This window comes from Cellulosimicrobium sp. ES-005 (genome assembly GCF_040448685.1).
Classification (GTDB): domain Bacteria; phylum Actinomycetota; class Actinomycetes; order Actinomycetales; family Cellulomonadaceae; genus Cellulosimicrobium; species Cellulosimicrobium cellulans_G.
In genome coordinates this window covers 4,742,121-4,763,745 of the sequence record NZ_CP159290.1, presented here as the reverse complement: position 1 = coordinate 4,763,745, position 21,625 = coordinate 4,742,121, and the positions used below count along the sequence as shown (strand labels likewise).

13 protein-coding genes are annotated in these 21,625 nt (G+C 75.1%); 7 read left to right on the top strand and 6 right to left on the bottom strand.

Annotated features, from left to right (window positions below; translation table 11 throughout):
- Nucleotides 1-71: 71 nt before the first annotated feature.
- The gene (locus ABRQ22_RS21225) at nt 72-1,253 is read right to left on the bottom strand and encodes a hypothetical protein (protein WP_353708089.1); all 1,182 of its coding nucleotides are present in this window, start codon (nt 1,251-1,253) and stop codon (nt 72-74) included.
- Between the two features lie 164 nt (nt 1,254-1,417).
- Nucleotides 1,418-2,017 (bottom strand): DsbA family protein, encoded by a 600-nt coding sequence (locus tag ABRQ22_RS21220; protein ID WP_308202283.1) that lies wholly within the window; start codon nt 2,015-2,017, stop codon nt 1,418-1,420.
- A gap of 278 nt (nt 2,018-2,295) precedes the next feature.
- Between ABRQ22_RS21220 and pepN the strand changes: the two genes are divergently transcribed.
- The gene (gene pepN, locus ABRQ22_RS21215; RefSeq protein ID WP_353708088.1) at nt 2,296-4,875 is read left to right on the top strand and encodes an aminopeptidase N; all 2,580 of its coding nucleotides are present in this window, start codon (nt 2,296-2,298) and stop codon (nt 4,873-4,875) included.
- Between the two features lie 230 nt (nt 4,876-5,105).
- On the opposite strand, the gene malQ is transcribed toward pepN, so the two are convergent.
- On the bottom strand, nt 5,106-7,289 hold the full coding sequence (gene malQ, locus ABRQ22_RS21210) for a 4-alpha-glucanotransferase (RefSeq protein ID WP_353708087.1): 2,184 nt from the start codon (nt 7,287-7,289) through the stop codon (nt 5,106-5,108).
- 90 nt (nt 7,290-7,379) lie between these two features.
- Here malQ and ABRQ22_RS21205 point away from each other — a divergent pair, with 90 nt between their 5' ends.
- Nucleotides 7,380-8,516 (top strand): mechanosensitive ion channel family protein, encoded by a 1,137-nt coding sequence (locus ABRQ22_RS21205; protein ID WP_353708086.1) that lies wholly within the window; start codon nt 7,380-7,382, stop codon nt 8,514-8,516.
- A 69-nt stretch (nt 8,517-8,585) separates the two neighbouring features.
- Here ABRQ22_RS21205 and ABRQ22_RS21200 read toward each other — a convergent pair whose 3' ends face one another.
- On the bottom strand, nt 8,586-9,113 hold the full coding sequence (locus tag ABRQ22_RS21200) for a PTS glucose/sucrose transporter subunit IIB (RefSeq protein ID WP_290444926.1): 528 nt from the start codon (nt 9,111-9,113) through the stop codon (nt 8,586-8,588).
- On the opposite strand from ABRQ22_RS21200, the gene ptsP reads away from it, so the two are divergent.
- From ptsP to ABRQ22_RS21185, 3 genes are all read left to right on the top strand, one after another.
- Entirely contained in the window at nt 9,076-10,779 is a 1,704-nt protein-coding gene (gene ptsP, locus ABRQ22_RS21195; RefSeq protein ID WP_308202273.1) for a phosphoenolpyruvate--protein phosphotransferase, read from the top strand. The genes ABRQ22_RS21200 and ptsP overlap by 38 nt on opposite strands.
- Nucleotides 10,780-10,989: 210 nt before the next feature.
- Nucleotides 10,990-11,376, top strand: a complete 387-nt coding sequence (locus tag ABRQ22_RS21190; RefSeq protein WP_353709601.1) for a globin — start codon at nt 10,990-10,992, stop codon at nt 11,374-11,376.
- A gap of 144 nt (nt 11,377-11,520) precedes the next feature.
- Complete coding sequence (locus ABRQ22_RS21185) at nt 11,521-12,366, top strand: acyl-CoA thioesterase II (protein WP_353709600.1); 846 nt, start codon at nt 11,521-11,523, stop codon at nt 12,364-12,366.
- Between the two features lie 44 nt (nt 12,367-12,410).
- Here ABRQ22_RS21185 and ABRQ22_RS21180 read toward each other — a convergent pair whose 3' ends face one another.
- Complete coding sequence (locus ABRQ22_RS21180) at nt 12,411-15,122, bottom strand: glycoside hydrolase family 48 protein (protein ID WP_353708085.1); 2,712 nt, start codon at nt 15,120-15,122, stop codon at nt 12,411-12,413.
- 104 nt (nt 15,123-15,226) lie between these two features.
- A complete protein-coding gene (locus ABRQ22_RS21175) occupies nt 15,227-17,923 on the bottom strand; it encodes a substrate-binding domain-containing protein (protein WP_253051215.1) in 2,697 nt (898 codons plus the stop codon).
- Nucleotides 17,924-18,072: 149 nt separating this feature from the next.
- Between ABRQ22_RS21175 and ABRQ22_RS21170 the strand changes: the two genes are divergently transcribed.
- Nucleotides 18,073-19,179 carry a LacI family DNA-binding transcriptional regulator gene (locus ABRQ22_RS21170; protein ID WP_353708084.1) on the top strand — a complete coding sequence of 369 codons (1,107 nt, stop codon included), beginning with the start codon at nt 18,073-18,075 and terminating at the stop codon, nt 19,177-19,179.
- Between the two features lie 109 nt (nt 19,180-19,288).
- On the top strand, nt 19,289-21,592 hold the full coding sequence (locus tag ABRQ22_RS21165) for a glycoside hydrolase family 6 protein (protein ID WP_353708083.1): 2,304 nt from the start codon (nt 19,289-19,291) through the stop codon (nt 21,590-21,592).
- Nucleotides 21,593-21,625 lie beyond the last annotated feature (33 nt).

The following is a 21,625-nucleotide window of genomic DNA, read 5'->3' as shown; positions in this document are numbered from 1 at the left end:
CGGGCCCCTCGTGCGTGCCCGGGCCGCCCCGGCGCAGCGGCCGGGCCCCGCGGGGCTGCTCAGCGACCCGCTCAGAGGGTCCGGATGCCGGCGCGGGCGATCGTGAAGCCCTTGCCCGTCGCGTCGTCACGGCACGTCATGCCCGTCTCGGCGCTGTCGCACGTGAACGGGCCGACCGTCTTGGACGTGCCGTAGTCGAGGACCGCGGTGTCGCCCGGCGCGGGCTGCGGCTGCTCGGCCGTCGGCACGCAGGGCTGCTCGACGCTGCCGTCGGCGCCGAGGACCACCTTGTACCCGACCGTGCCGTCGCAGCCCGCCACGGGGGCCGGCTGGGTGCCGAGCTGGGCGATCACGCACGTCGCGCTGACGTCGGTCACCTCGCACGTGATGTTGCGCGACTCCGACGCGAACGTCTCGGACACGGTGGGCTCGGCGGCGGGCGTCTCCGCGGTCCCCTCCGTCGCGGTCGCGGACGGAGGCGGCGTCGCGTCGCCCGCCGGATCGTCGCCCGCGCCCCCGAGCAGGGAGATCGCGAAGACGATCGCCCCGATGACGAGCAGGGCGTCGACCACGATGAACGCGATCCACCCGGGGCTCAGGCGGTCCGGCCGGCGGCCGCCGCCACCGTTGCCCCCGCCGCGCCCGGCGGGCGGTCGCGGCGTCGCGCCCGACCCGCCCGCGCCCGCACGGGGCGCGGCCGCGGTCGGCGCGACCGACGTCGGCGGGTGGTAGGCCGGCTGGGGCGGCTGGGGTGCGGCCGAGGCGTAGCCCGCCTGCGCCGCGGGCTCGTACGCCGGGGCGCCGGACGCCGCGTACGCGCCCGTCGGCGCATAGCCGGCCGGCGCGGCGTCCGCCGGCGCGTACGCCGGTCGGCTCGCGGCGGTCCCGACGGGTGCGGCGACGCCGAACCCGTTCTGCTCGGTCGCGTAGCGCACCCGCTGCGGGGGCACCGGCGACGGCGCGGGGACCGCGGGCTGGGCCGCCGTCGGGAGCTGCGTGATCGGCGTGACGTGCTGGACGCTCGTCGGCTGGAACGACGACGCGACGACGGTCGGCTGCCCGTCCGCGGGCGTCGCGCGGGGCGCCTGGGCCGTCGGCCCGCTCGTCGGCGCGAAGGACGGCGGCGCCGCCGTGGCGCCCGGCAGCGGGCCGGAGAACGCCTGGGTCGGCTGCGCGTCGTCCCGACCGCCCGCGGGCCCCGGCACGCCGCCAGGGGGCGGCGGCGGCGGTGGCACGGGTGCGTTCGGGGACATGCGGCTCCTCGCGGGCTCCTCGTCGGTCTCGCCCGGCACGACCGGGCGGCGGGCGCTCCTGACACCGCCCGCAACCTGACGAAGCATGGCACGACGCACCCGTGCGGGTCGAACCCCGCCGGCGGCCCGACCGTCCCGCCGTCGAGGTCCCGGGGCCGACGAGGTCAGTCGAAGACGGGACCCTGGGTCCGGGTGCGCTTCAGCTCGAAGAAGCCGGGCGTGCTCGCGACGAGCACGCACCCGTCCCACAGCCGACCTGCGGCTTCGCCCTTCGGGGCAGGCGTCACGACCGGGCCGAAGAACGCGGTGTCGCCGAACGCGACGACCGGCGTCCCGACGTCCTCCCCGACGCGCCCGATCCCCTCGGCGTGCGACGCCCGGAGCTGCGCGTCGTACGCGTCGGAGCCCGCGGCGTCGACCAGCGACGCGGGCAGCCCGACCTCGGCCAGCGCCTCCGCCAGCACCGCGTCGTAGTCGTCGCGGCCGCCCGGGTGCAGGCGGGTCCCGATCGCGTCGTACAGGGGCTTCACGACCTCCTCGCCGTGCTCGACGCGCGCGGCGGTGACCACGCGCACCGGACCCCATGCCTTCTCCATGAGCTCGCGGTACTCCTCCGGCAGGTCTCGGCCCTCGTTGAGGACGGCGAGGCTCATGACGTGCCAGCGGACCGTGACGTCGCGCACCTGCTCGACCTCACCCATCCAGCGGCTCGTCATCCACGCCCACGGGCACACGGGGTCGAACCAGAAGTCGGCGACGCGCACGGCGTCCTCGGTCGCGGTGGTGTCGGTCGTCGCGGTGAGGGTCACGGGACGGGTCTCCTTCGTCGTGGGCGGCGCCCGGTGGACCCGGGTCGCCGGAGTGGCAGGGCGGCGCGCGCGGACGGCCGACGCCGTCGCCCACCCAGTCTCGACACCGGGCGGGCGCAGCGTATTCCCGGACGGTATTCCCGGGGGCGGGCGCGGGCACCCGTGGGATGATCTCCGTGGCCCACAGGCCGCCGTCGAGGCCGCCCGGCCCGACCCGAGACCGAGGAGATGCAGTGCCCGGAGAGAACCTCACCCGCGCCGAGGCGAGCGAGCGCGCGGCGATCGTCGACGTCCAGTCCTACGAGGTCGACCTCGACCTCACGACGGGTGCGACGACGTTCGCGTCGACGACCGTGGTGCGGTTCACCGCGACCGAGGGGGCGAGCACCTTCGTCGACCTCGTCGCCCCGACCGTGCGCGAGGTCGTGCTCAACGGCCGCTCGCTCGACCCGGCGCAGGTGTTCGCCGACTCGCGCATCGTCCTCGACGGGCTCGCGGCCGACAACGAGCTGCGCGTCGTCGCCGACTGCGCGTACACGAACACCGGCGAGGGCCTGCACCGGTTCGTCGACCCGGTCGACGGCGAGGTCTACCTCTACACGCAGTTCGAGGTCCCGGACTCGCGGCGCGTGTTCGCCGTCTTCGAGCAGCCCGACCTCAAGGCGACGTTCGCGTTCACCGTCACGGCCCCCGCGGCGTGGCAGGTCGTGAGCAACCAGCCGACGCCCGCGCCCGAGGCGCTCGGCACGAAGGCCGACCCGACCGGCACCGGCGCCGGCGACGTCGAGGTCGCACGCTGGGCGTTCGAGCCGACGCCGCGCATCTCGTCGTACATCACCGCGCTCGTCGCGGGGCCGTACGTCGTGGAGCGCAGCGAGCTCACGTCGTCCGACGGCCGCACGATCCCGCTCGGGGTCTTCTGCCGCGCGTCGCTGGCCGACCACATGGACGCCGACTACGTGTTCGACAAGACCCGTGAGGGCTTCGCGTTCTTCGAGTCGGCGTTCGAGCACCCGTACCCGTTCGACAAGTACGACCAGCTCTTCGTGCCCGAGTACAACATGGGCGCGATGGAGAACGCCGGGTGCGTGACGTTCACCGAGACGTACGTCTTCCGGTCCAAGGTCACCGACGCCGTCAAGGAGCGGCGCGTCGTGACGATCCTCCACGAGCTCGCGCACATGTGGTTCGGCGACCTCGTGACCATGAAGTGGTGGAACGACCTGTGGCTCAACGAGTCGTTCGCCGAGTACGCCTCCACGCTCGCGACCGCCGAGGCGACCGAGTGGCACGAGGCCTGGACGACCTTCGCCGCGATGGAGAAGTCGTGGGCGTACCGCCAGGACCAGCTCCCCTCGACCCACCCGATCGTCGCGACGATCAACGACCTCGAGGACGTGTTCGTCAACTTCGACGGCATCACCTACGCCAAGGGCGCGTCGGTGCTCAAGCAGCTCGTCGCGTGGGTCGGCAAGGAGCAGTTCCTCGCCGGCGTCGCCGCCTACTTCCGCAAGCACGCGTGGGGCAACACCGAGCTGCGCGACCTGCTCGTCGAGCTCGAGACCACGAGCGGCCGCGACCTCACGCAGTGGTCCGCCCTCTGGCTCGAGACGGCGGGCGTCAACACGCTGCGCCCCGAGTTCGAGCTCGACGCCCACGGCCGCTTCACGACCTTCTCCGTGCTGCAGACCGCCGCCCCCGACCACCCGACGCTGCGCCCGCACCGTCTGGGCATCGGCCTCTACGACCTCGTCGACGGCGTCCTCACGCGGGTCCACCGGGTCGAGGTGGACGTGGACGGCGCACGCACCGAGATCCCCGAGCTCCTCGGTCTCGACCGTCCCCAGCTCGTGCTGCTCAACGACGACGACCTCGCCTACGCCAAGATCCGCCTCGACGCCGCGTCGCTCCAGGTCGCGACCGAGCACCTCGCCGACCTGGCCGACCCGCTGGCGCGCTCCCTCGTCTGGGGCTCGGTGTGGGACGCGACGCGCGACGGCGAGACCCCCGCGGGCGACTACGTGCGCCTCGTGCTCGGCAACATCGCTCACGAGACCGAGTCGACGACGATCCGCACGACCCTGAACCAGCTCGCGCTCGCGGCGAAGACGTACGTCGCGCCCGAACGCCGCGCCGAGACCCTCGCGCACGTCGGCGACGTCCTCTGGTCGCTCGCGCAGGACGCCGCCCCGGGCTCCGACCTGCAGTTCCAGCTCGTCAAGTTCTTCGCGCACCTCGCCTCGACGCCGGCGCACGGTGAGGCGCTTCGCTCGCTGCTCGACGGCTCGGCCGCCCTCGCCGGGCTCGAGATCGACACCGACCTGCGCTGGGAGATCCTCGAGGGCCTGGTCCTGCTCGACCTCGCGGACGACGCCGAGATCGAGGCGACCCTCGCCGCCGACTCGACCGCGACCGGCCAGCAGTCCGCTGCCCGAGCCCGCGCGACCGTGCCCACGGCCGAGGCGAAGCGCGCGGCGTTCGACCGCCTCGTCGGCTCGGACGACGCGCCCAACGCGATCGTCCGCGCCACGACGCTCGGGTTCCAGCACGTCAACGACCCCGAGTCGCTCGCCCCCCTCGTGGGCGCGTACTTCGACGCGCTCCTGCCGCTGTGGGACCAGCGGTCGTACCACATCGCCGAGGCTCTGGTCACGGGGCTCTACCCCGCGCCGCTCGCGAGCACCGTGCTCCGCGACGCGACGCAGGAGTGGCTCGACGCGAACGCCGACGCCGCCCCCGCGCTGCGTCGCCTCGTCGTCGAGAACCTCGCCGGCGTCGAGCGCGCCCTCACCGCCCAGGCCGCCGACGCCTGACCAGCCCAGACGCGCCGGGTCGCTCCCCCGTCGGAGCGGCCCGGCGCGTCGGACGAACGTCACCGCGCGGGCAGTCCTCAGGGGTGAGCACAGACCCGGGTGAGGCCCCGCCACCCCAGGCGACGGACCGCCGTCGGACAAACCGACCACACCTCTTCCTGGACGAACCACGCCTCTACCTCGGCGGACCACGGCTCTACCTCGGCCGACCAGGGTTCTCCCTCGGCGGGTCAGAGGGCGTCGTTCATGGCCTTTGCGAGGGAGCGCAGGCGGGCGGAGTCGAACAGGTCCTCCAGCAGGACGACGTTGCCCGACGCGTCGCCGAGCGGGACCTTCCAGTTGGGGTACTCCTGGTCCGTGCCGGGCTGGTTCTGCGAGCGGCGCTCCCCCACCGCGTCGGCGAGCGAGACGCCGAGCAGGACGGCGGGCGTGCGCCGGATCAGGCGGTGCAGGGCCTCGACGAGCTCGCGCTCGGACGGGTCGTCGTCGACGAGCCCGCGCTCGCGCAGGAACGCGACCATGGCGTCGCGCTCCGCACGGGCGGCGCGGCGCACGTCGGCGACGTCCTCGGTGAGGACGCCGAGCCGGTCCCGCAGCTCGACGTGCTCGCCCGCGAGGTACCCGGCGGACGGCGGCAGGTCGTGGGTCGTGACGGTGGCGAGCGCGAGGCGGCGGTAGTCCTCCGGGGGCAGCGGCGCGCCGTCCCCCGTCTTCTCGAACCAGAGGACGGACGTGCCGAGCACGCCGCGGTCGGCGAGGTAGTCGCGGACCCACGGCTCGAAGACCCCGAGGTCCTCGCCGATGACGATCGCCCCGGCGCGCTGCGCCTCGAGGCACAGGATGCCGATGAGGGCCTCGTGGTCGTAGCGGACGTAGGCACCGGCGTCGGCCCGGGCCCCGCCGGGGATCCACCACAGGCGGAAGAGCCCGATGACGTGGTCGATGCGGATCGCGCCCGCGTGCCGCAGGACGGTCCGCAGCATGTCCCGGTAGGGCGCGTACCCGGCACGCGCGAGGGCGCGCGGGTGCCACGGCGGCTGGGACCAGTTCTGCCCCTGCTGGTTGTACATGTCCGGTGGTGCCCCGACGGAGACCCCGGTGGCGAGCACGCCACGGTGCGCCCACACGTCGGCGCCCTCGGGGTGCACCCCGACGGCGAGGTCGTGCATGATCCCGACGGACATGCCCGCCTCGCGCGCGGTGCGCTGAGCGGCCCGGAGCTGCTCGTCGGCGACCCACTGGAGCCAGCAGTAGAACTCGACCCGGTCGGCGAGCTGCTCCCGCAGGGCCGCGACGGTCGGCCCGTTCGGGTCGTACGCGCCGGGCGGCCAGTCGCGGTCGCCGTAGTGGTCGGCGAGCGCGCACCAGGTCGCGAAGTCCTCGAGGCCCCGGCCCTGCTCGGCGCGGAACGCGTCGAGCGACGCCTGGCGTGCGGTCGAGCGCGGCGCGGCGAACACGACCTCGAGCGCGGCCTTCTTGGCGTCCCACGCGGCGTCGCGGTCGATCGGCCCGGGGTCGGTGTCGAGGTCGCGCACCGGGTCGAACGCCCACTCGACGAGCGAGCGGTCCGCGGCCGACAGGTAGCCCGTCTCGCGGATGTCCTCGACCCGCACGTAGATCGGGTTGACGAAGCGCCGGCTCGTCGGCAGGTAGGGCGACGGCGTCATCGGCGTACGCGGCTCGGCGGCGTGCAGCGGGTTGACGAGCACGAAGTCCGCCCCGGCCTCGCGCGCGGACAGCCACGCGAGGTCGGCGAGGTCGGAGAGGTCGCCGACGCCCCACGAGGCGCGCGAGCGCACCGAGTAGAGCTGGGCCATGAAGCCCCAGGCGCGGCGCTCCACGAGCGCGGCGGGGAGCTCGAGGCGCTGCGGCGTCACGACGAGCGTCGCGCGCGCCTGCGTCCCGTCGCTCTCGGCGTGCAGGTCGTGCCATCCGAGGGGCAGGTCGGCGGGCAGCTCGAACGTCGCGCGCCCCACGCGCCGGCCGTCGACCGTGCGCGGCTCGACGAACACGTCGAGCTGGCCGAGGTCGCGGCGCTCGCGCGCGGCCCGGGCCGCGTGCTGCCCGACGGGCTGACCACCGTGGCGAGTCGGCTCCGCCTCGAGCTCGACCCACACCCTGACGGCGGACCCGTCGGCGACGTGCACGGGCAGCGGGACGGCGTCGCCCTGCCGCACGACGACGGTCGGCGGCAGCATCTGGCGCCACGCGTCGTCGCGCGAGTGCTCGAGGCTGACCGCCACCTTCTCGGGCGACGAGGCCGGGACGCCGAGGGCCTCGAGCACGGCGACGAGCGTCGAGGCGCGGACCTGGCGGCGCGACCCGTCGAAGTCCCAGAAGTCGGACGCGACGCCGTGGGCGTCGGCCAGCTGCACCAACGGCTCGGGCAGGTCCGTCTGCGGGGGTTCGCTCACGCCTGCATCCTGCCAGAACGCGGGCCCGCGAGCAGCGCGTTCGCCCGGCGCGCCCAGGGACCACCCACCGGGCCCGGGTACCCTGCGCTCATGTCCCACCCCCTTCTCGCCCCCGTCCTGCGCGTGCCCGCGGAGGTCCCGGAAGAGGTCCGGAACGGCTTCGACCCGAGCAACCCCGACGACTGGTTCGAGTGGTTCGTCGGGGTCCCGCTGCGCGTGCTCCTCATCATCGGCATCGGCGCGATCGCCCTCGCGCTCGTGCGCCGCGTCATCCGCAGGATCACCGAGCACATCGCCGAGGGGACGCCCGCCCTGCGCAGCAAGCGTCTGCGGGGCGTCGCCGACTCCGGGGTCGGGAGCGTCCTGCTGCGGGCGAACCCGCTCGCGTCCGCGCGACGGGCCCAGCGCGCGCGGACCGTGGGCTCGGTGCTGCGGTCCGTCGCCAACATCCTCATCGGGGCGACGATCGTGCTCCTGGTGCTCACCGAGCTGGGCGTGAACATCGCACCGTTCCTCGCCTCGGCGGGCATCGCGGGCGTCGCCCTCGGCTTCGGCGCGCAGAGCCTCGTCAAGGACTTCCTCTCGGGGACGTTCATGCTGCTCGAGGACCAGTACGGCGTGGGCGACACCGTGGACTTCGGCGAGGTGACGGGCACCGTCGAGGAGGTCGCGCTGCGCGTCACCAAGGTGCGCGACGGCAACGGGACCCTGTGGTTCGTGCGCAACGGGGAGATCCTGCGCACGGGCAACAAGACGCAGGAGTGGGGCCGCGCCGTGGTCGACGTGCGCGTGGCGTACTGGGCGGACGTCGACGCGGTGCGCGCGACGCTGCTCGCGGCGGCCGAGGACGTCGGGGCGGACCCCGTGCTCGGGACGTACTTCCTGGAGCCCCCGGAGGTCACGGGCATCGAGTCGATGACGGCCGAGGCCCTCCAGCTCAAGGTGCAGGTCAAGACGCAGGCGGCGATGCAGTGGGAGGTGGCGCGCGCGCTGCGCGCCCGCGTCCGGCAGGGGCTTTCCGACGCGCGGATCCCCCTCGCGGGGGCGCAGCAGGTGGTCGTCCTCGACCACTCGCCGTCGGTGCCCGACGACCGGCCGGACGACCGGACCGAGGACGGCCCGAGCGCCGCGTCCCCGGACGAGCGGGCGGCGCACGACCGGCGCGGTGCCGCGGCGGCCGCCGCGGTGCAGGACCGGACCGGAGGCCCGGCGGGCCCCTCCGCCTGAGCCGGGTGGCGCCGTCGCGCACCCCCGCCCCGGGGGCGCCGGCCCTCCGCACGGGAGGGCCGGACGGGGTCAGCGCAGGCCGTCGAGCTCCGCGGCGAGGTTGTCGGCCTCCGGGCCGACGATGACCTGCACGACGCGGCCCGAGCGCACGACGCCGAACGCGCCGGTCGCCTTGAGGCGCGCCTCGTCGACGAGCTGGGGGTCGGTCACCTCGACGCGCAGGCGCGTGATGCACGGCTCCAGGTCGACGACGTTGCCCTGGCCCCCGAGGGCTTCGAGGATCTGCTGTGCCTTCTGGTCCGAGGGGGTGCTCATCGAAAGTGTCTCCTGAGGCGAGTCGCGGGTGGGATCCGCGCGGGGGATCCGGGGTGTCGGGGTGCCGTGCACCTGGCAACAGCCTAGTCTCCTGGCGAGGTTGTCACCGGATCGACGCAGGAGCGCAACGGCACCGCAACGACGATGTGCCGCAGGCGGCTCCCCTCGTCGGACGGCGACGGGCACGCGTGCGCACCGGCCCGGGCACCCGGGTCGCACGCCCGAGGCGGACAGGAGCGAGGTCGTGACGGGCGGAACCCAGGACGAGGCACGGCAGGTCATCACGGGCATCGGCGTGTGCCCCGGGACGGTGGTCGGACCGGTGGTGCTCATGCCGGAGCCGATCGCGGAGCCCGCACCCGGGCTGCGGATGGGCCCGCGCGAGGACCACGAGGCGCAGGCCCGGCGCGTCGACGCCGCGGCCGCCCAGGTCGCCGCCGACCTCCAGCGCGCCGCGGACGCCGCCGACGGCGAGACGCGCGACGTGCTCGAGGCGACCGCCGCGATGGCGGGCGACCCCACCCTGGCGGCCGACGCGCGGCGCCGCGTCCTCGACGAGCACCTGGTGCCGGAGCGCGCCGTGTGGGAGGCCGCGGAGGAGGTCGTGCGGCAGTTCACGGAGCTCGGCGGGTACTTCGCCGAGCGTGCCCGCGACGTCGCCGACGTGCGCGACCGGCTCGTCGCGGCGCTCACGGACCGCCCCGCGCCCGGCGTGCCGGAGCACGCCGAGCCGTTCGTGCTCGTCGCGCCCGACCTCGCGCCGTCGGCCACCGCCGCGCTCGACCCGGCGCGCGTGCTCGCGATCGTCACCGACGGCGCGGGCCCGACGTCGCACACCGCCATCGTCGCCAACGCCAAGGGCATCCCCGCGGTCGTCGCGGCGACCGGGGCGAGCGCCGCCCTCGCGCCCGAGGACGTCGTGCTCGTCGACGGCGCCGCCGGGACCGTCGTCGTGCACCCGTCCGAGGAACAGGTCGCCGCGGCGCGGGCACGGTCGCTGCGGGTGCGCACGTTCGACGGCACCGGCCGCACGCGCGACGGGCACCGCGTCCAGCTCCTCGCGAACGTCGGCGACCCCGCCGGGGCCGCACCCGCCGCCGCGGCGGGCGCCGAGGGCGTCGGGCTGTTCCGCTCCGAGTTCTGCTTCCTCGACCGCGAGCAGCCGCCGACCGTCGAGGAGCAGGTCGCCGCCTACCGGACCGTCTTCCACGAGTTCGGCGGGCGCAAGGTCGTCATCCGCACGCTCGACTCCGGCGCGGACAAGCCGCTGCACTTCCTCACGGTCGACGACGAGGAGAACCCCGCGCTCGGCGTGCGCGGCCTGCGGACCGCCGCGCGGTGGCCCGAGCTGCTCGAGCAGCAGCTCGACGCGATCGCGCAGGCCGCCGCGGCCGAGGAGGCCGAGGTCTGGGTCATGGCGCCCATGGTCTCGACCGTCGGCGAGACGGAGTGGTTCGTCGAGCGCTGCCGTGCCCACGGGCTCGACGTCGCCGGCGTCATGGTCGAGGTCCCGAGCGCCGCGCTGCTCGCCGGGCCGATCCTCGCGCGCGCGTCCTTCGCGTCGATCGGCACGAACGACCTCACCCAGTACACGATGGCGGCCGACCGCCTCCTCGGGTCGCTCGCCGAGCTGAGCGACCCGTGGCAGCCCGCGGTGCTGCGGCTCGTCGAGGCGACGTGCGCCGGTGGTGCGCAGCAGGGCCGGCCCGTGGGCGTGTGCGGCGAGGCGGCCTCGCAGCCGGTGCTCGCCGTCGTGCTCGTGGGCCTCGGGGTGTCGTCGCTGTCCATGACGGCTCGGGCGATCCCCGACGTCGCCGCCCTGCTGCGCGAGGTGGACCTCGATGAGTGCCGACGGCTCGCGCGGCTCGCGGTCGAGGCCGAGAGCGCCGCCGAGGCCCGCGCCGTCGTCCGCGAGAACCTCCCGGTGCTCGCCGAGCTCGGCCTCTGACGCGGGAGGCGCGGCGCTCGTCACGGCGGGCGCGCGGGACGTCCGTGTGACGTGCGCCCCGGTCCCCGAGCTCGGGCCGGACACGGCCGCGCCCGGTGCGATGATGGGCCGGTGACGACCGAGCCCAGCCCCCGCACGTCGCTGCCCGTCGCCGGCCTGTCGAACGGCGCGACCGGACCTGCGACCGGCCCGGCGGCCGACGCCGCGCCGGTGCGCCCGAGCCGCACGTTCTACGACGAGGTCGGCGGCCACGAGACGTTCGTGCGCCTGGTCGACGCGTTCTACGAAGGGGTCGCCGACGACCCCGTCATGCGCCCGATGTACCCCGAGGAGGACCTGGGACCGGCGCGCTGGCGCCTCACCGCCTTCCTCGAGCAGTACTGGGGCGGACCGACGACCTACAGCGAGCAGCGCGGGCACCCGCGGCTGCGGATGCGGCACGCGCCGTTCAAGGTCAACCCCGAGGCGCGGGACCGCTGGCTCGCGCACATGCGCGCCGCCGTCGACACCCTCGACCTCGCGCCGGTCCACGAGGCGACGCTGTGGGACTATCTGGAGCGCGCGGCGCACTCGCTCCTCAACACCTTCGAGGACTGACCGACCCGCCGCCCGAGCGAAGGAGCCCCACCCGTGACCCCCGAGCCCACGCCGCCGTCGACCTCCCCGACCTCCCCCGGCCCGACGTCGGACGCCGCCCCGCGCGAGCAGGTCCCCAACCCGCTGAACCACCTCCTCGACGTCCTGCGCCTCGAGCGCGTCGGCGACGGCGACGGGTCGGCCGCCGACCCCGAGCACTTCCGCGGCGAGAGCGTGCACCAGCCGACGGGCCGGGTCTACGGCGGCCAGGTGCTCGCGCAGGCCGTCCTCGCCGCAGGGCGCACGGTGCCGGACGGGCGCCTCCCCCACTCGCTGCACGGCTACTTCCTGCGGCCCGGCGGCCTCGACGTGCCGATCGACTTCGCGGTCGAGCGGCTGCGCGACGGACGGTCGTTCAGCGCGCGCCGGACGCACGCGATCCAGCACGGCAAGCCGATCCTCTCGATGATCGCGTCGTTCCAGGAGGACCAGGGCGGCATCGAGCACTCGTCGCCGATGCCCGACGCCCCCGCCCCGGAGGACGTGCCGTCCGCGCTCGACGTGCTCGGCGGCATCGACCATCCGATCGCGCGCTTCTGGTCGCACCACTCGGCGTTCGAGCTGCGGCACGTGGGCGGTTCGCTCTACCTCGGCCCCGACCACGAGCCCAAGGACCACCAGATGGTCTGGATGCGGGCGCGCGGCGACGTCGGGGACGACCAGCTGCTGCACCGCGCGCTCATGGCGTACGCGTGCGACCAGGTGATGCTCGAGCCGATCCTGCGGCAGTCGGGCACGAGCTGGGTCACGCCCGACCTGTCGATCGCGAGCCTCGACCACGCCATGTGGTGGCACCGCGACGCACGGGTCGACGAGTGGCTGCTCTACGTGCAGTCGGCGTCGAGCGCCCAGGGCGGCCGCGGGCTCGGCGCGGCGCGCGTGTTCGCGCAGGACGGGACGCTCGTCGCGTCCATCGCGCAGGAGGGCATGGTCCGCCTCCCGGCGCTGTGAGCACCGGGAGGCGGACCGCCCTCACCGCGGTTGTCAGCCGGCTGTCAGCCGCACGCGACCGTCGGTGACGACGGCGGCGCGCCCGTGCCGATGAACCCGAACGACGTGGTGCCGCCGGCGGCGAGCGTGCCGTTCCAGCCGACGTTCGTCGCGGTCAGGACGCTCCCGCTCACGCTCGTCGTCGCGTTCCAGGCCTGCGACAGACCACCGGGCGCGAGGTCGAGCGACACCGTCCAGCCCGAGACGCCGGACGGCCCGGCCGTGACCGTGACCTCGCCCTGGTACCCGCCCTGCCACGACCCGCGCGTCGTATAGGTCGCGGTGCAGGCGCCGGGCTCGGGCCCGCCGTCGTCGGCGAGCGTCGTCGCCTCGGCGGCGACCGACACCGGCGAGATGTTCCCGGCCGCGTCGCGTGCCCGCACCGTGTACCGGTACGTGGTCTCGGGCGCGAGGTCCTCGTCCGTGAAGGTCGTGCGCGCCGTGGAGCCGACGACCTCCCCGTCGCGCAGCACGTCGTACGCGACCACGCGGACGTCGTCCGTCGACGCCGTCCACGCCAGCGACGCGGTCGTGGCCGTCGTCCCCGTCACGGCGAGGTCGGTCGGCGTCGTGGGCGACTCGGTGTCCGGCTCGGTGGGGACGTCCTCGCCGAACAGGCGGTCGTAGTCGGCGAGCGCCGTCGCCACGGCGGTCTGGGCCCAGAACCGGTGGTACGTGAACTCCGGCGCGGGCCCGCCGTCGAGGTACGCCTGGACCTTCGACCAGTCCGGGTCGTCGAGGTAGAACGACCGCAGGTCGAGGAACGACGCACCGGGCTCGATGACGTCGCCGTTCGGCATGGTCCCCGTCCACCCGGCCGGCACGTAGGTCCCGTCGCCCGTGGTCGACGTCAGGACGTCGTCGAAGCGCGCGTAGTCGGCGCGCGTCTCGGTCGTCGCGACGCCGACCGGGTCGCTGTTCTGCTCCCAGATCGCGTCGAGCAGGTCCCGCGCGACCTGCTGCGCCGCGTCGTGCTGCGGCCCGTCGCCGCCGGCCGCGTAGTACATGAGCGAGCGGGCGAGCGCGCCGGCGACGCCGACGTCCTGGCCGTAGCCCGTCACCTCGACGCTCAGGCCCGCGTTGTCCCCCGGGTTCTGGGGGTCCCAGTCGTCGGGCTGGCCCGACCACGCGAGGTTGGACGGGATCTGCCAGGAGTCGTCCGTGACGGTGACGTGGTCGATCACCCACGGCACCCACTTGTCGAGGATCGCCTCGGCGCGCTCGTCGCCGGTCTCCTCGTAGAGCTGCGCGATGCGCTCGACGCCCCAGCCCTGCATGCCCATCCACGAGTTGGACGGCGGGTCGTGGTAGACGGGCGCCTCGGTGTACGCCATGCCGTAGAACGTCGCGACGTCGTCGGGGCGGTCGGCGTAGTGGCCGTCCCACGAGTTCGTGCTGCCGCCCGCGATCCCGCCCTCGGGCGACTGGAGCCACTGGAAGAGCTCGATCTGGCGGTCGAGGCTCGTGCCCCAGTCGTCCCTCGCCGTGGGCGAGGCCGGCTGGAGCGCGGGGTCGTTCGCGAGCGCCCAGGCCGCCATCGGGTTCTGGTACCCGAAGTGGGCGTGGCTCGACCCGATCCGCCAGGCCCACGGGCCGGACGTGTCGAGCGCGCCGCCCCACGCGTAGTACCAGGACAGCAGGTAGTGCGCGCTGCTCCGGCCCGACCCCGCGGCGCACGACGTGGACTCGCAGCCCGGCGTCTTGAAGTACTTGTCGAACAGCGCGTAGCGCAGGTAGTCGCCCATCTTCGAGGCCTTGCCGACCGTGTCGGCGACGGCCTCGGGCTGGCCCTGCTCGGTCGCGAACTTGTTGGCCCAGTAGGCCGCCTCGACCGCGCGCGCGTCGGCGTCGGGCGCGTTGGTGTACTTCCACTGCTTCGCGTACGACGCGTCGCCCGTGAAGAGGTCGAGGTAGCCGTTCTCGCCGCCGTAGGAGAAGTCGTCGATCGACGGCTGGGGCACCGTCTCCCAGACGGACTCCTGCGGGCCGCGCTGGAACGTGTTGATGTACGACGTGCCCTCGTGGTCCGGCCCGAGCAGCGTCGACGAGCCGGGTGCGGCGCCGAACCCGTAGACGTTGTCGACGTCGGCGAGCCAGTGCATGCCGTAGACCTCGGGCGTGCCGTAGGTCGAGCGCAGCTCGGCACCGATCGGGTCGGAGCCGACGGACACCGAGGAGTCGAGCTGCGACGGGTACTGGCTCGGGTGGTTGAACTCCGGCGCGTACGTCGCGGGCTTGGCCGGGTCGTACGCGCCGTTGGTGGGCTGGTTCTCCGTGGTGGGGATCATGTACGCCTCGAGCGTGTCCCACGCGTGGTTGAACGGCTCCCAGTCGCCGGTCACCTGGCCGTACGACGTCTCGAGCCACAGCCAGAAGGAGTACGCCTCCGACGTCGTCTCGTGGCCGTAGTCCGGCGCCTCGACCATGAGCGTCTCGACCGCGTGGTACGGGATGCCCTGGGGCGAGAAGTACCCGTTCGCCGGGTCGTGGATCTTCGCGTACAGCTCGAGGAACCGCTGGGTGTACTCGCCGTCGCCGGGCGCCGCGACCGCGTCGGCCGACGTGGACGGGGCCGGGTCCGCGCTCGCCGGCGGGACCGCGGCGAGGGCCGCGAGCGTGACGGCCGCTGCGATCGCCGCCGCCGTCGCGCGGCGCCGTGCGGCCCGAGCGTGCGGGGCAGTGGGTGGTGGCGCTGCGCGCCGGGACGTGCGTGGCATCGTGCTCCCTCTCGTCGTCGAGCCCCGCGGCGGCGTCACGGGAGCGCCGTCGTCGGCGCCCCACCTCCGCGGGTCGATCGACTCTCGGCGGGAGCGCCGGGCTCTCACAACGCACGAAACGTTTCGGCCTGTGCCGACCACGGGACGACCGCGCCGTGCGCGCGCGCCCGCCGACGCGCGAGCGCCACCCCGGCGCGCCGCAGCACCTCGAGCGCGTCCGGCGCCCCCGTGACGTCCCCCAGGTGCTCGACGACGGCCGACCCGCACGCCCCGGCCGCGCGCACCGCCGCGTGGCGCGCGGCGTCGTCGGACACGCCATCGAGGAGCACGACGAGGTCCGTCGGCGCCAGCGCGCACAGCGAGCCCGCCGCGCCCAGCACGCCGCCGAGCCGGTGCAGCGCGGGGACCGTCGGCGGCGTGTCGAGCCCGACGGCGAGCACGTGCGCGCCGTACCCCGGGACCCGCGCGCCGCGTGCGATCGCCTGCTCGAGCCGGTCGACGAAGAGGGTGCGGTGCAGCACGCCCGAGTCGGGGTCGACGAGCGCCCGCTCGCGCAGCTCGCTGCGGTAGCGCTCGACGTCGGACAGCACGGCGAGCGCGCCGACCATGCGAGCCGGGCGCCCGCCGGCGTCGTGCACGGTCACCGCACGGCACCGGACCCGCACGTGCTCGCCGTCGGCGCACCGCAGCCGGTGCTCGACGTCGAGGGGCTCGGTCGTGCCCGCGAGCTGCGCGGCGACGGCGGCGTGCACCGCCTGACGGTCGTCCGGGTGCACGCGGCCGAGCCACTCCTCGGGGTCGTCCCTGAGGTCGGCCACGTCGCAGCCGACGATGCGCGCCCACGCCGGCGACCAGCGCACGGTGCCCGTCTCGACGTCCCAGTCCCACGTGCCGTCGTGGGACGCGATGGACACGAGCGCGGCGCGCTCGGCGCCCGCCTCGACCTCGAGCGCCAGCTCGCGCACGCGCTCGGCCGAGTCCGCGAGCGCGTGCCGCTGCTCCTGCAGCGACGTGACCAGGGCCTCGCGGTCCAGCGCGACGGCGAGCATGGCCGCCCAGTGGTTGTACCGCTCACGGGTGCTCGTCGTGCGCGTGTCCACGAGGCCGCCCACCACGAGGAACCCCCAGTCGGAGCGACCGAACGCGACCGGCGCGACGACCGTGAGCGAGCGCGGGTCGAGGAGCTCGCGGGGAGGGAACTGCGCGGTCGGGAGGACCGACCCCACGAGCCGCTCCACGGCCGTCCCCCCGCCGCGCGCACCCACGACCCGCAGCACGCGGCGCCCCGGGTCGCCGTCGAGGTCCTCCCACAGCGCGAGCGCCGCCGTGCCGCCCACCCCGCGCGGCAGCCAGTCGAGGCGCCGCAGGCCCTCGCCGTCGCCCCGCAGCAGGCCCAGGTCGACCTCGTAGAGGTCCACCAGGTCCTGCTCGAGCCGCCCCGTGCGCGCCACGGCCCCGTGCGCGCACCCGCGGGCGACGGCGACCACCACCTCGGCCGCGGTCGCCCGGACGGCGTCGGCCCGCGCGACCGCGGAGCCCGCCGGGAGGTCTCGGTGGGCCCCGCGCGACAGCACCGTGCGACCGAGCTGGGACGCGCGCGACCCCGGGCGACGCCGTCGCACGTCCCGCACGAGCGCGGCGACCTCGGCCTCCAGCGCGGGCACGATCTGCTCGAGCGCCTCCTGCGACGGGCGCAGCGCCGCGGTGCGGTCCGCGAGCGAGCGCAGGGCCGCCGCCGGCGGGACCACGCCCGTGTCGGCGGCCCCCCGGAGCAGGTGCCGCAGCACCAGGAGCCAGGCGTCGACCGGGGCCGGGCGCTGGCCGCCGTCCGACCCGCGCCGCCGCAGGACCCCGCGCACCTCGGACCGCTCCAGGACGGACGCGAAGACCACCCGGGCCACCTCGTCGAGGGGCCGGGCCGGGTCCGCGGGCGCCGCCAGGGCGGCCCGCGCGGCCGGAGCGCCGATGAGCTCGCCCTGCGTGCCCTCCAGGCACCCGCACGACTCGCGCCGGATCAGGGCCGCCCGACCCAGCCGGTGCTCCCGGCCGACGTTCTCCCCGCGCGCCCGCGCGACGAGCAGCTCGGCGACCCGCTCGCCGACCTGGTCGTGCAGCGGGTCGACGGTCGACAGCCGGGGCCGCGACCGCGCTCCCGAGTCGGCGTGGTCGAACCCCACCACGGCCTGCTCCGCGGGCAGCTCGAACCCGCTGGCCTGCAGGCCCCGCATGAAGCCGATCGCGTTGCGGTCGGTCGCGGCGAGCGTCGCCGTCGTCGGCAGGCCCCGGGAGGCGAGCCGCCGCGCGGCGGCCTCGGCGCTCGCCTCCTGGTTGTCGCGCGTGCGGTAGACCCACGAGGGCGAGAAGGCCAGGTCGTGCGCGGCCAGCGCCGCGCGGTACGCGTCGTAGCGCTCGAGCGTGTCGCGCTGCTCGGTGTTGCCGACGAAGCCGATGCGGGTGTGGCCGTGCTCCACGAGGTGGTCGACGGCGGCGCGCACGCCTCCGGCGTTGTCGGGCGACACCGCCGGCGCGCGCAGCCCGTCCGCGCGCACCCCCAGGAGCACCAGCGGGACGCCCGACGCGTCGAGCTCGCGCAGCTCGGCGTCCGCGAGCGCCGTGGTCATCACGACGAACCCGTCGAACGACGAGCGCCCGAGCAGGGGCCTGCGGCCCGGTGGGCCCGGGAACTCGTCGCGGTCGAGGTCCGCCGGGTAGGTCTGGAGAGCGACCACCCGGTGCCCGTGCGCCCGCAGGACCCGGGCGATCCCCGCCAGGGACCTCCCGAAGTAGAACCCTCCGACCACGGGGCACAGCACACCGAACGTCAGGTGCTCCCCCGCCTGTCTCGGGCGCCTCGTCGCGTCCGTCGACATCCTCGTCACCGTCCTCGTCACGTCATCGTCACCGAGTCCTGGTAGGCATCATGCACCCAAACCGGGCACAGTGTGGGAGCGTGACCACCAACTCGTCCGCACACCCGGCCTCGCACCGTGGCGCAGACCCGGGTGCACGGCGCACCACGATCACCGATGTCGCGCGCGCGGCAGGGGTGTCGATCGCCGTCGTCTCCTACGCCCTCAACGCCCGCCCCGGAGTGTCCGAGCGCACCCGCCGGCACGTCCTGCGCACCGCTGCCGACCTCGGTTGGCGGCCGAGCGTGGCCGCCCGCTCGCTGCGCACGAGCGCGCGCAGCGTGGCGCTCCAGGTCGTGCACGCGACCGAGGGAGCCGCCGGACCGACCCGCGCCCTCGCGCTCGCCGCGGGCATGCGCACCGTCCTCGCGGAGCACGCCCTCGCCCTCGGCATCGAGGTCACGGGCGACCGCGACGAGGGTGCCCGGGAGCTCGAGACGGGCTGGTCCGAGCGGCGGCACGCGGCGTACGTCGTGGTCGACGCCCACGCGCGCGACCCGCGGGTCCGGGTGGCCCGTGAGGCCTCGATCCCGCTCGTCCAGGTCGCTCCTGGCCCGGCCGACGCCGACGCGCCGGGCGCGCGGACCTGGTTCGCGGGCGACGCGGACGCGCGCGCGGCCCGCTACCTCGTCGAGCTCGGCCACCGCCGGATCGCGGTCCTCGTCTCGGACGCGCAGGACGAGCAGGCCCGCGCCGTGGTCGCGGCGGCGCGCGACGCGGGTGGCCCGGAGACCCGGGTCGACGTCGTCGAGTGCCGCACGTGGGAGGAGACCCGCACGCGTGCGGCGCGGCTGGTGGCGCACGACGCGCGCCCCACCGCCGTGCTCACCGACACGGACGTCACCGCGCTCGCCGTGCTCGAGGCGGGCCGGAGCCAGGGGCTCGAGGTGCCGTGGGACCTGTCGGTGCTGTCCGGCGAGGACTCCGCGACGTGCCGGCTCGTCGCCCCCGCGCTCACCGCCGTGCACCGGCCGTTCGAGCGGCTCGGTGCGCACGTCGCCGACGTCGTCGTCGCGCGCCTGGGCCTCGGACGCCCGGTCGCACGCCCCGATGTCGACCCGGCCGCGCCCCGTCCGGCCGTCGACCGCGAGCGCCCCGCCGCCCGCCTCCTCCTGCGGGGCACGACGGCGCCACCCCGGAGCGCCTAAACGTTTCAGGCGGTAGCCGACGACGGCCCTCGTTCGTCACGTTGTCCCCGCCGGGCAGAGCCGCCCGGTGCGCGGACCCGTCCGCGCTCCCGGACCCTTGGAGGACCACGTGCCATCCCGATCCAGCCGACCGCGCAGGGGCGCGGCCGTCGCCGCGTCGCTCGCGCTGCTCGCCGCCCCGCTGGTCGCGACCGCCGCGCCGGCGAACGCCGCCGAGCCACGCGTGAGCAACCCGTTCGCCGGTGCCACGCAGTACGTCAACGACTTCTGGTCCGCCAACGTCGAGGCCGCCGCCGACCGCGCCGGCGGCGACCTCGGGTCCCGCATGCGGGCGATCGCCGACGAGCCCACCGCGGTCTGGATGGACCGCATCAGCGCGATCGAGGGCAACGCCGACGGCCCGGGCCTGCGGCACCACCTCGACGCCGCGATCGAGCAGAAGCAGCCCGGCGTGCCGATGGTCTTCAACCTCGTGATCTACGACCTGCCCGGTCGCGACTGCTACGCGCTCGCGTCCAACGGCGAGCTCAAGCCGAACGCCACGGACATGGCGCGGTACAAGACCGAGTACATCGACGTCATCGCCGACATCCTCGACGACCCGGCCTACGAGGACCTGCGCGTCGTCGCGACGATCGAGCCGGACTCGCTGCCGAACCTCGTCACCAACATCAGCACGCCCGACTGCCAGGCGTCCGCGCCGTACTACCGCGAGGGCGTGGCGTACGCGCTGGACGCTCTCCACGCCGTCGGCAACGTCTACTCCTACATCGACGCGGCGCACGCCGGCTGGCTCGGCTGGCCGAGCAACGGAGGCCCGGCGGCGAAGCTCTTCAAGGAGGTCGTGCTGTCGACGGAGGCGGGCTACGCGTCGGTCGCGGGCTTCGTCACGAACACGGCCAACTCCACGCCGCTGCACGAGCCGTTCCTCGAGGACGTCCAGCTCGGCAGCACGCCCGTGCGCTCGGCGAGCTTCTACGAGTGGAACGCCGACTTCGACGAGGCCGACTGGACCGCGCACCTCTACGACCTGCTCGTGGCGGAGGGCTTCCCGACGTCGATCGGCATGCTCATCGACACCTCGCGCAACGGCTGGGGCGGCGCCGACCGCCCGACGGCGGTGAGCACGTCGACGAACCTCAACACCTACGTGGACGAGTCGCGCGTCGACCGGCGGATCCACCGTGGCGCCTGGTGCAACCCGGCCGGCGCCGGGATCGGCGAGCGCCCGCAGGCCTCGCCCGCGGGCTTCCCCGAGTCGCACCTGCACGCGTACGTGTGGGTCAAGCCTCCGGGCGAGTCCGACGGCGCGTCGTCCGACATCCCGAACGACCAGGGCAAGCGGTTCGACCGCATGTGCGACCCGACGTTCGTCTCGCCCAAGCTCTCCAACCAGCTCACCGGCGCCCTGCCCGACGCCCCGCTCGCGGGCCAGTGGTTCGAGTCCCAGTTCCGGATGCTCGTCGAGAACGCCTACCCGGCCATCGAGGGCGACGGGACCGGCGGCCCCGCGGACACCACCGCGCCGTCGGTGCCGACGGGCCTCACGGCGGGCGCGACCACGACCACGTCGGCGAGCGTGAGCTGGACCGCGTCCACCGACGACCGTGGCGTCACGGGATACACCGTGCTCGTCGACGGCGCGGCCGTGGGCACGACCTCCACGACCTCGTTCACCGTCACCGGTCTCGAGGCGGGCACGTCCTACGCCGTGACGGTCCGGGCGCGCGACGCCGCGGGCAACGTCTCCGCCGCGTCCGCGCCGCTCACCGTGACCACGGACGAGGACGACGGCTCGGGCGGTGACGACCAGCCGCCGTCCGCCCCGACCGGGCTGCGGGTCACCGGCACCACGACGTCCACGGTCGCGCTCGCGTGGAACGCGTCCACCGACGACACCGGCGTGACCGGCTACCGCGTGTTCCGCGACGGGACCCAGGTCGCCGAGGTCGCCGCGACGTCGTTCACCGACACCGGCCTCACCGCGGGCACCGCGCACGTCTACGCGGTGCGCGCGGTCGACGCGGCGGGCAACCTCTCGGCCACGTCCGGCACCGTGACCGGCGAGACGGACGAGGACGGCGGCCAGCCCGCCGGGGCCTGCACCGTCGTCTACTCGGCGAGCTCCTGGAACACGGGCTTCACCGGCTCGATCCGGCTCACGAACGACTCGGCCCAGGCGCTGCAGAGCTGGACCCTGACCTTCGACTTCCCGGACGGTCAGAGCATCACCCAGGGCTGGTCCGCGCAGTACGCGCAGACCGGCTCGACGGTGACCGTGACCCCGGCGGCGTGGAACACCACGCTGGGCGCGGGCGCGAGCGTCGAGATCGGCTTCAACGGCTCCCACTCGGGGACCAACGACGAGCCGACGGCCTTCACGCTGAACGGCGCGTCCTGCACCGTCGGCTGACCTGAGACGACCGGCGGTCGGGGCCCCACGCCT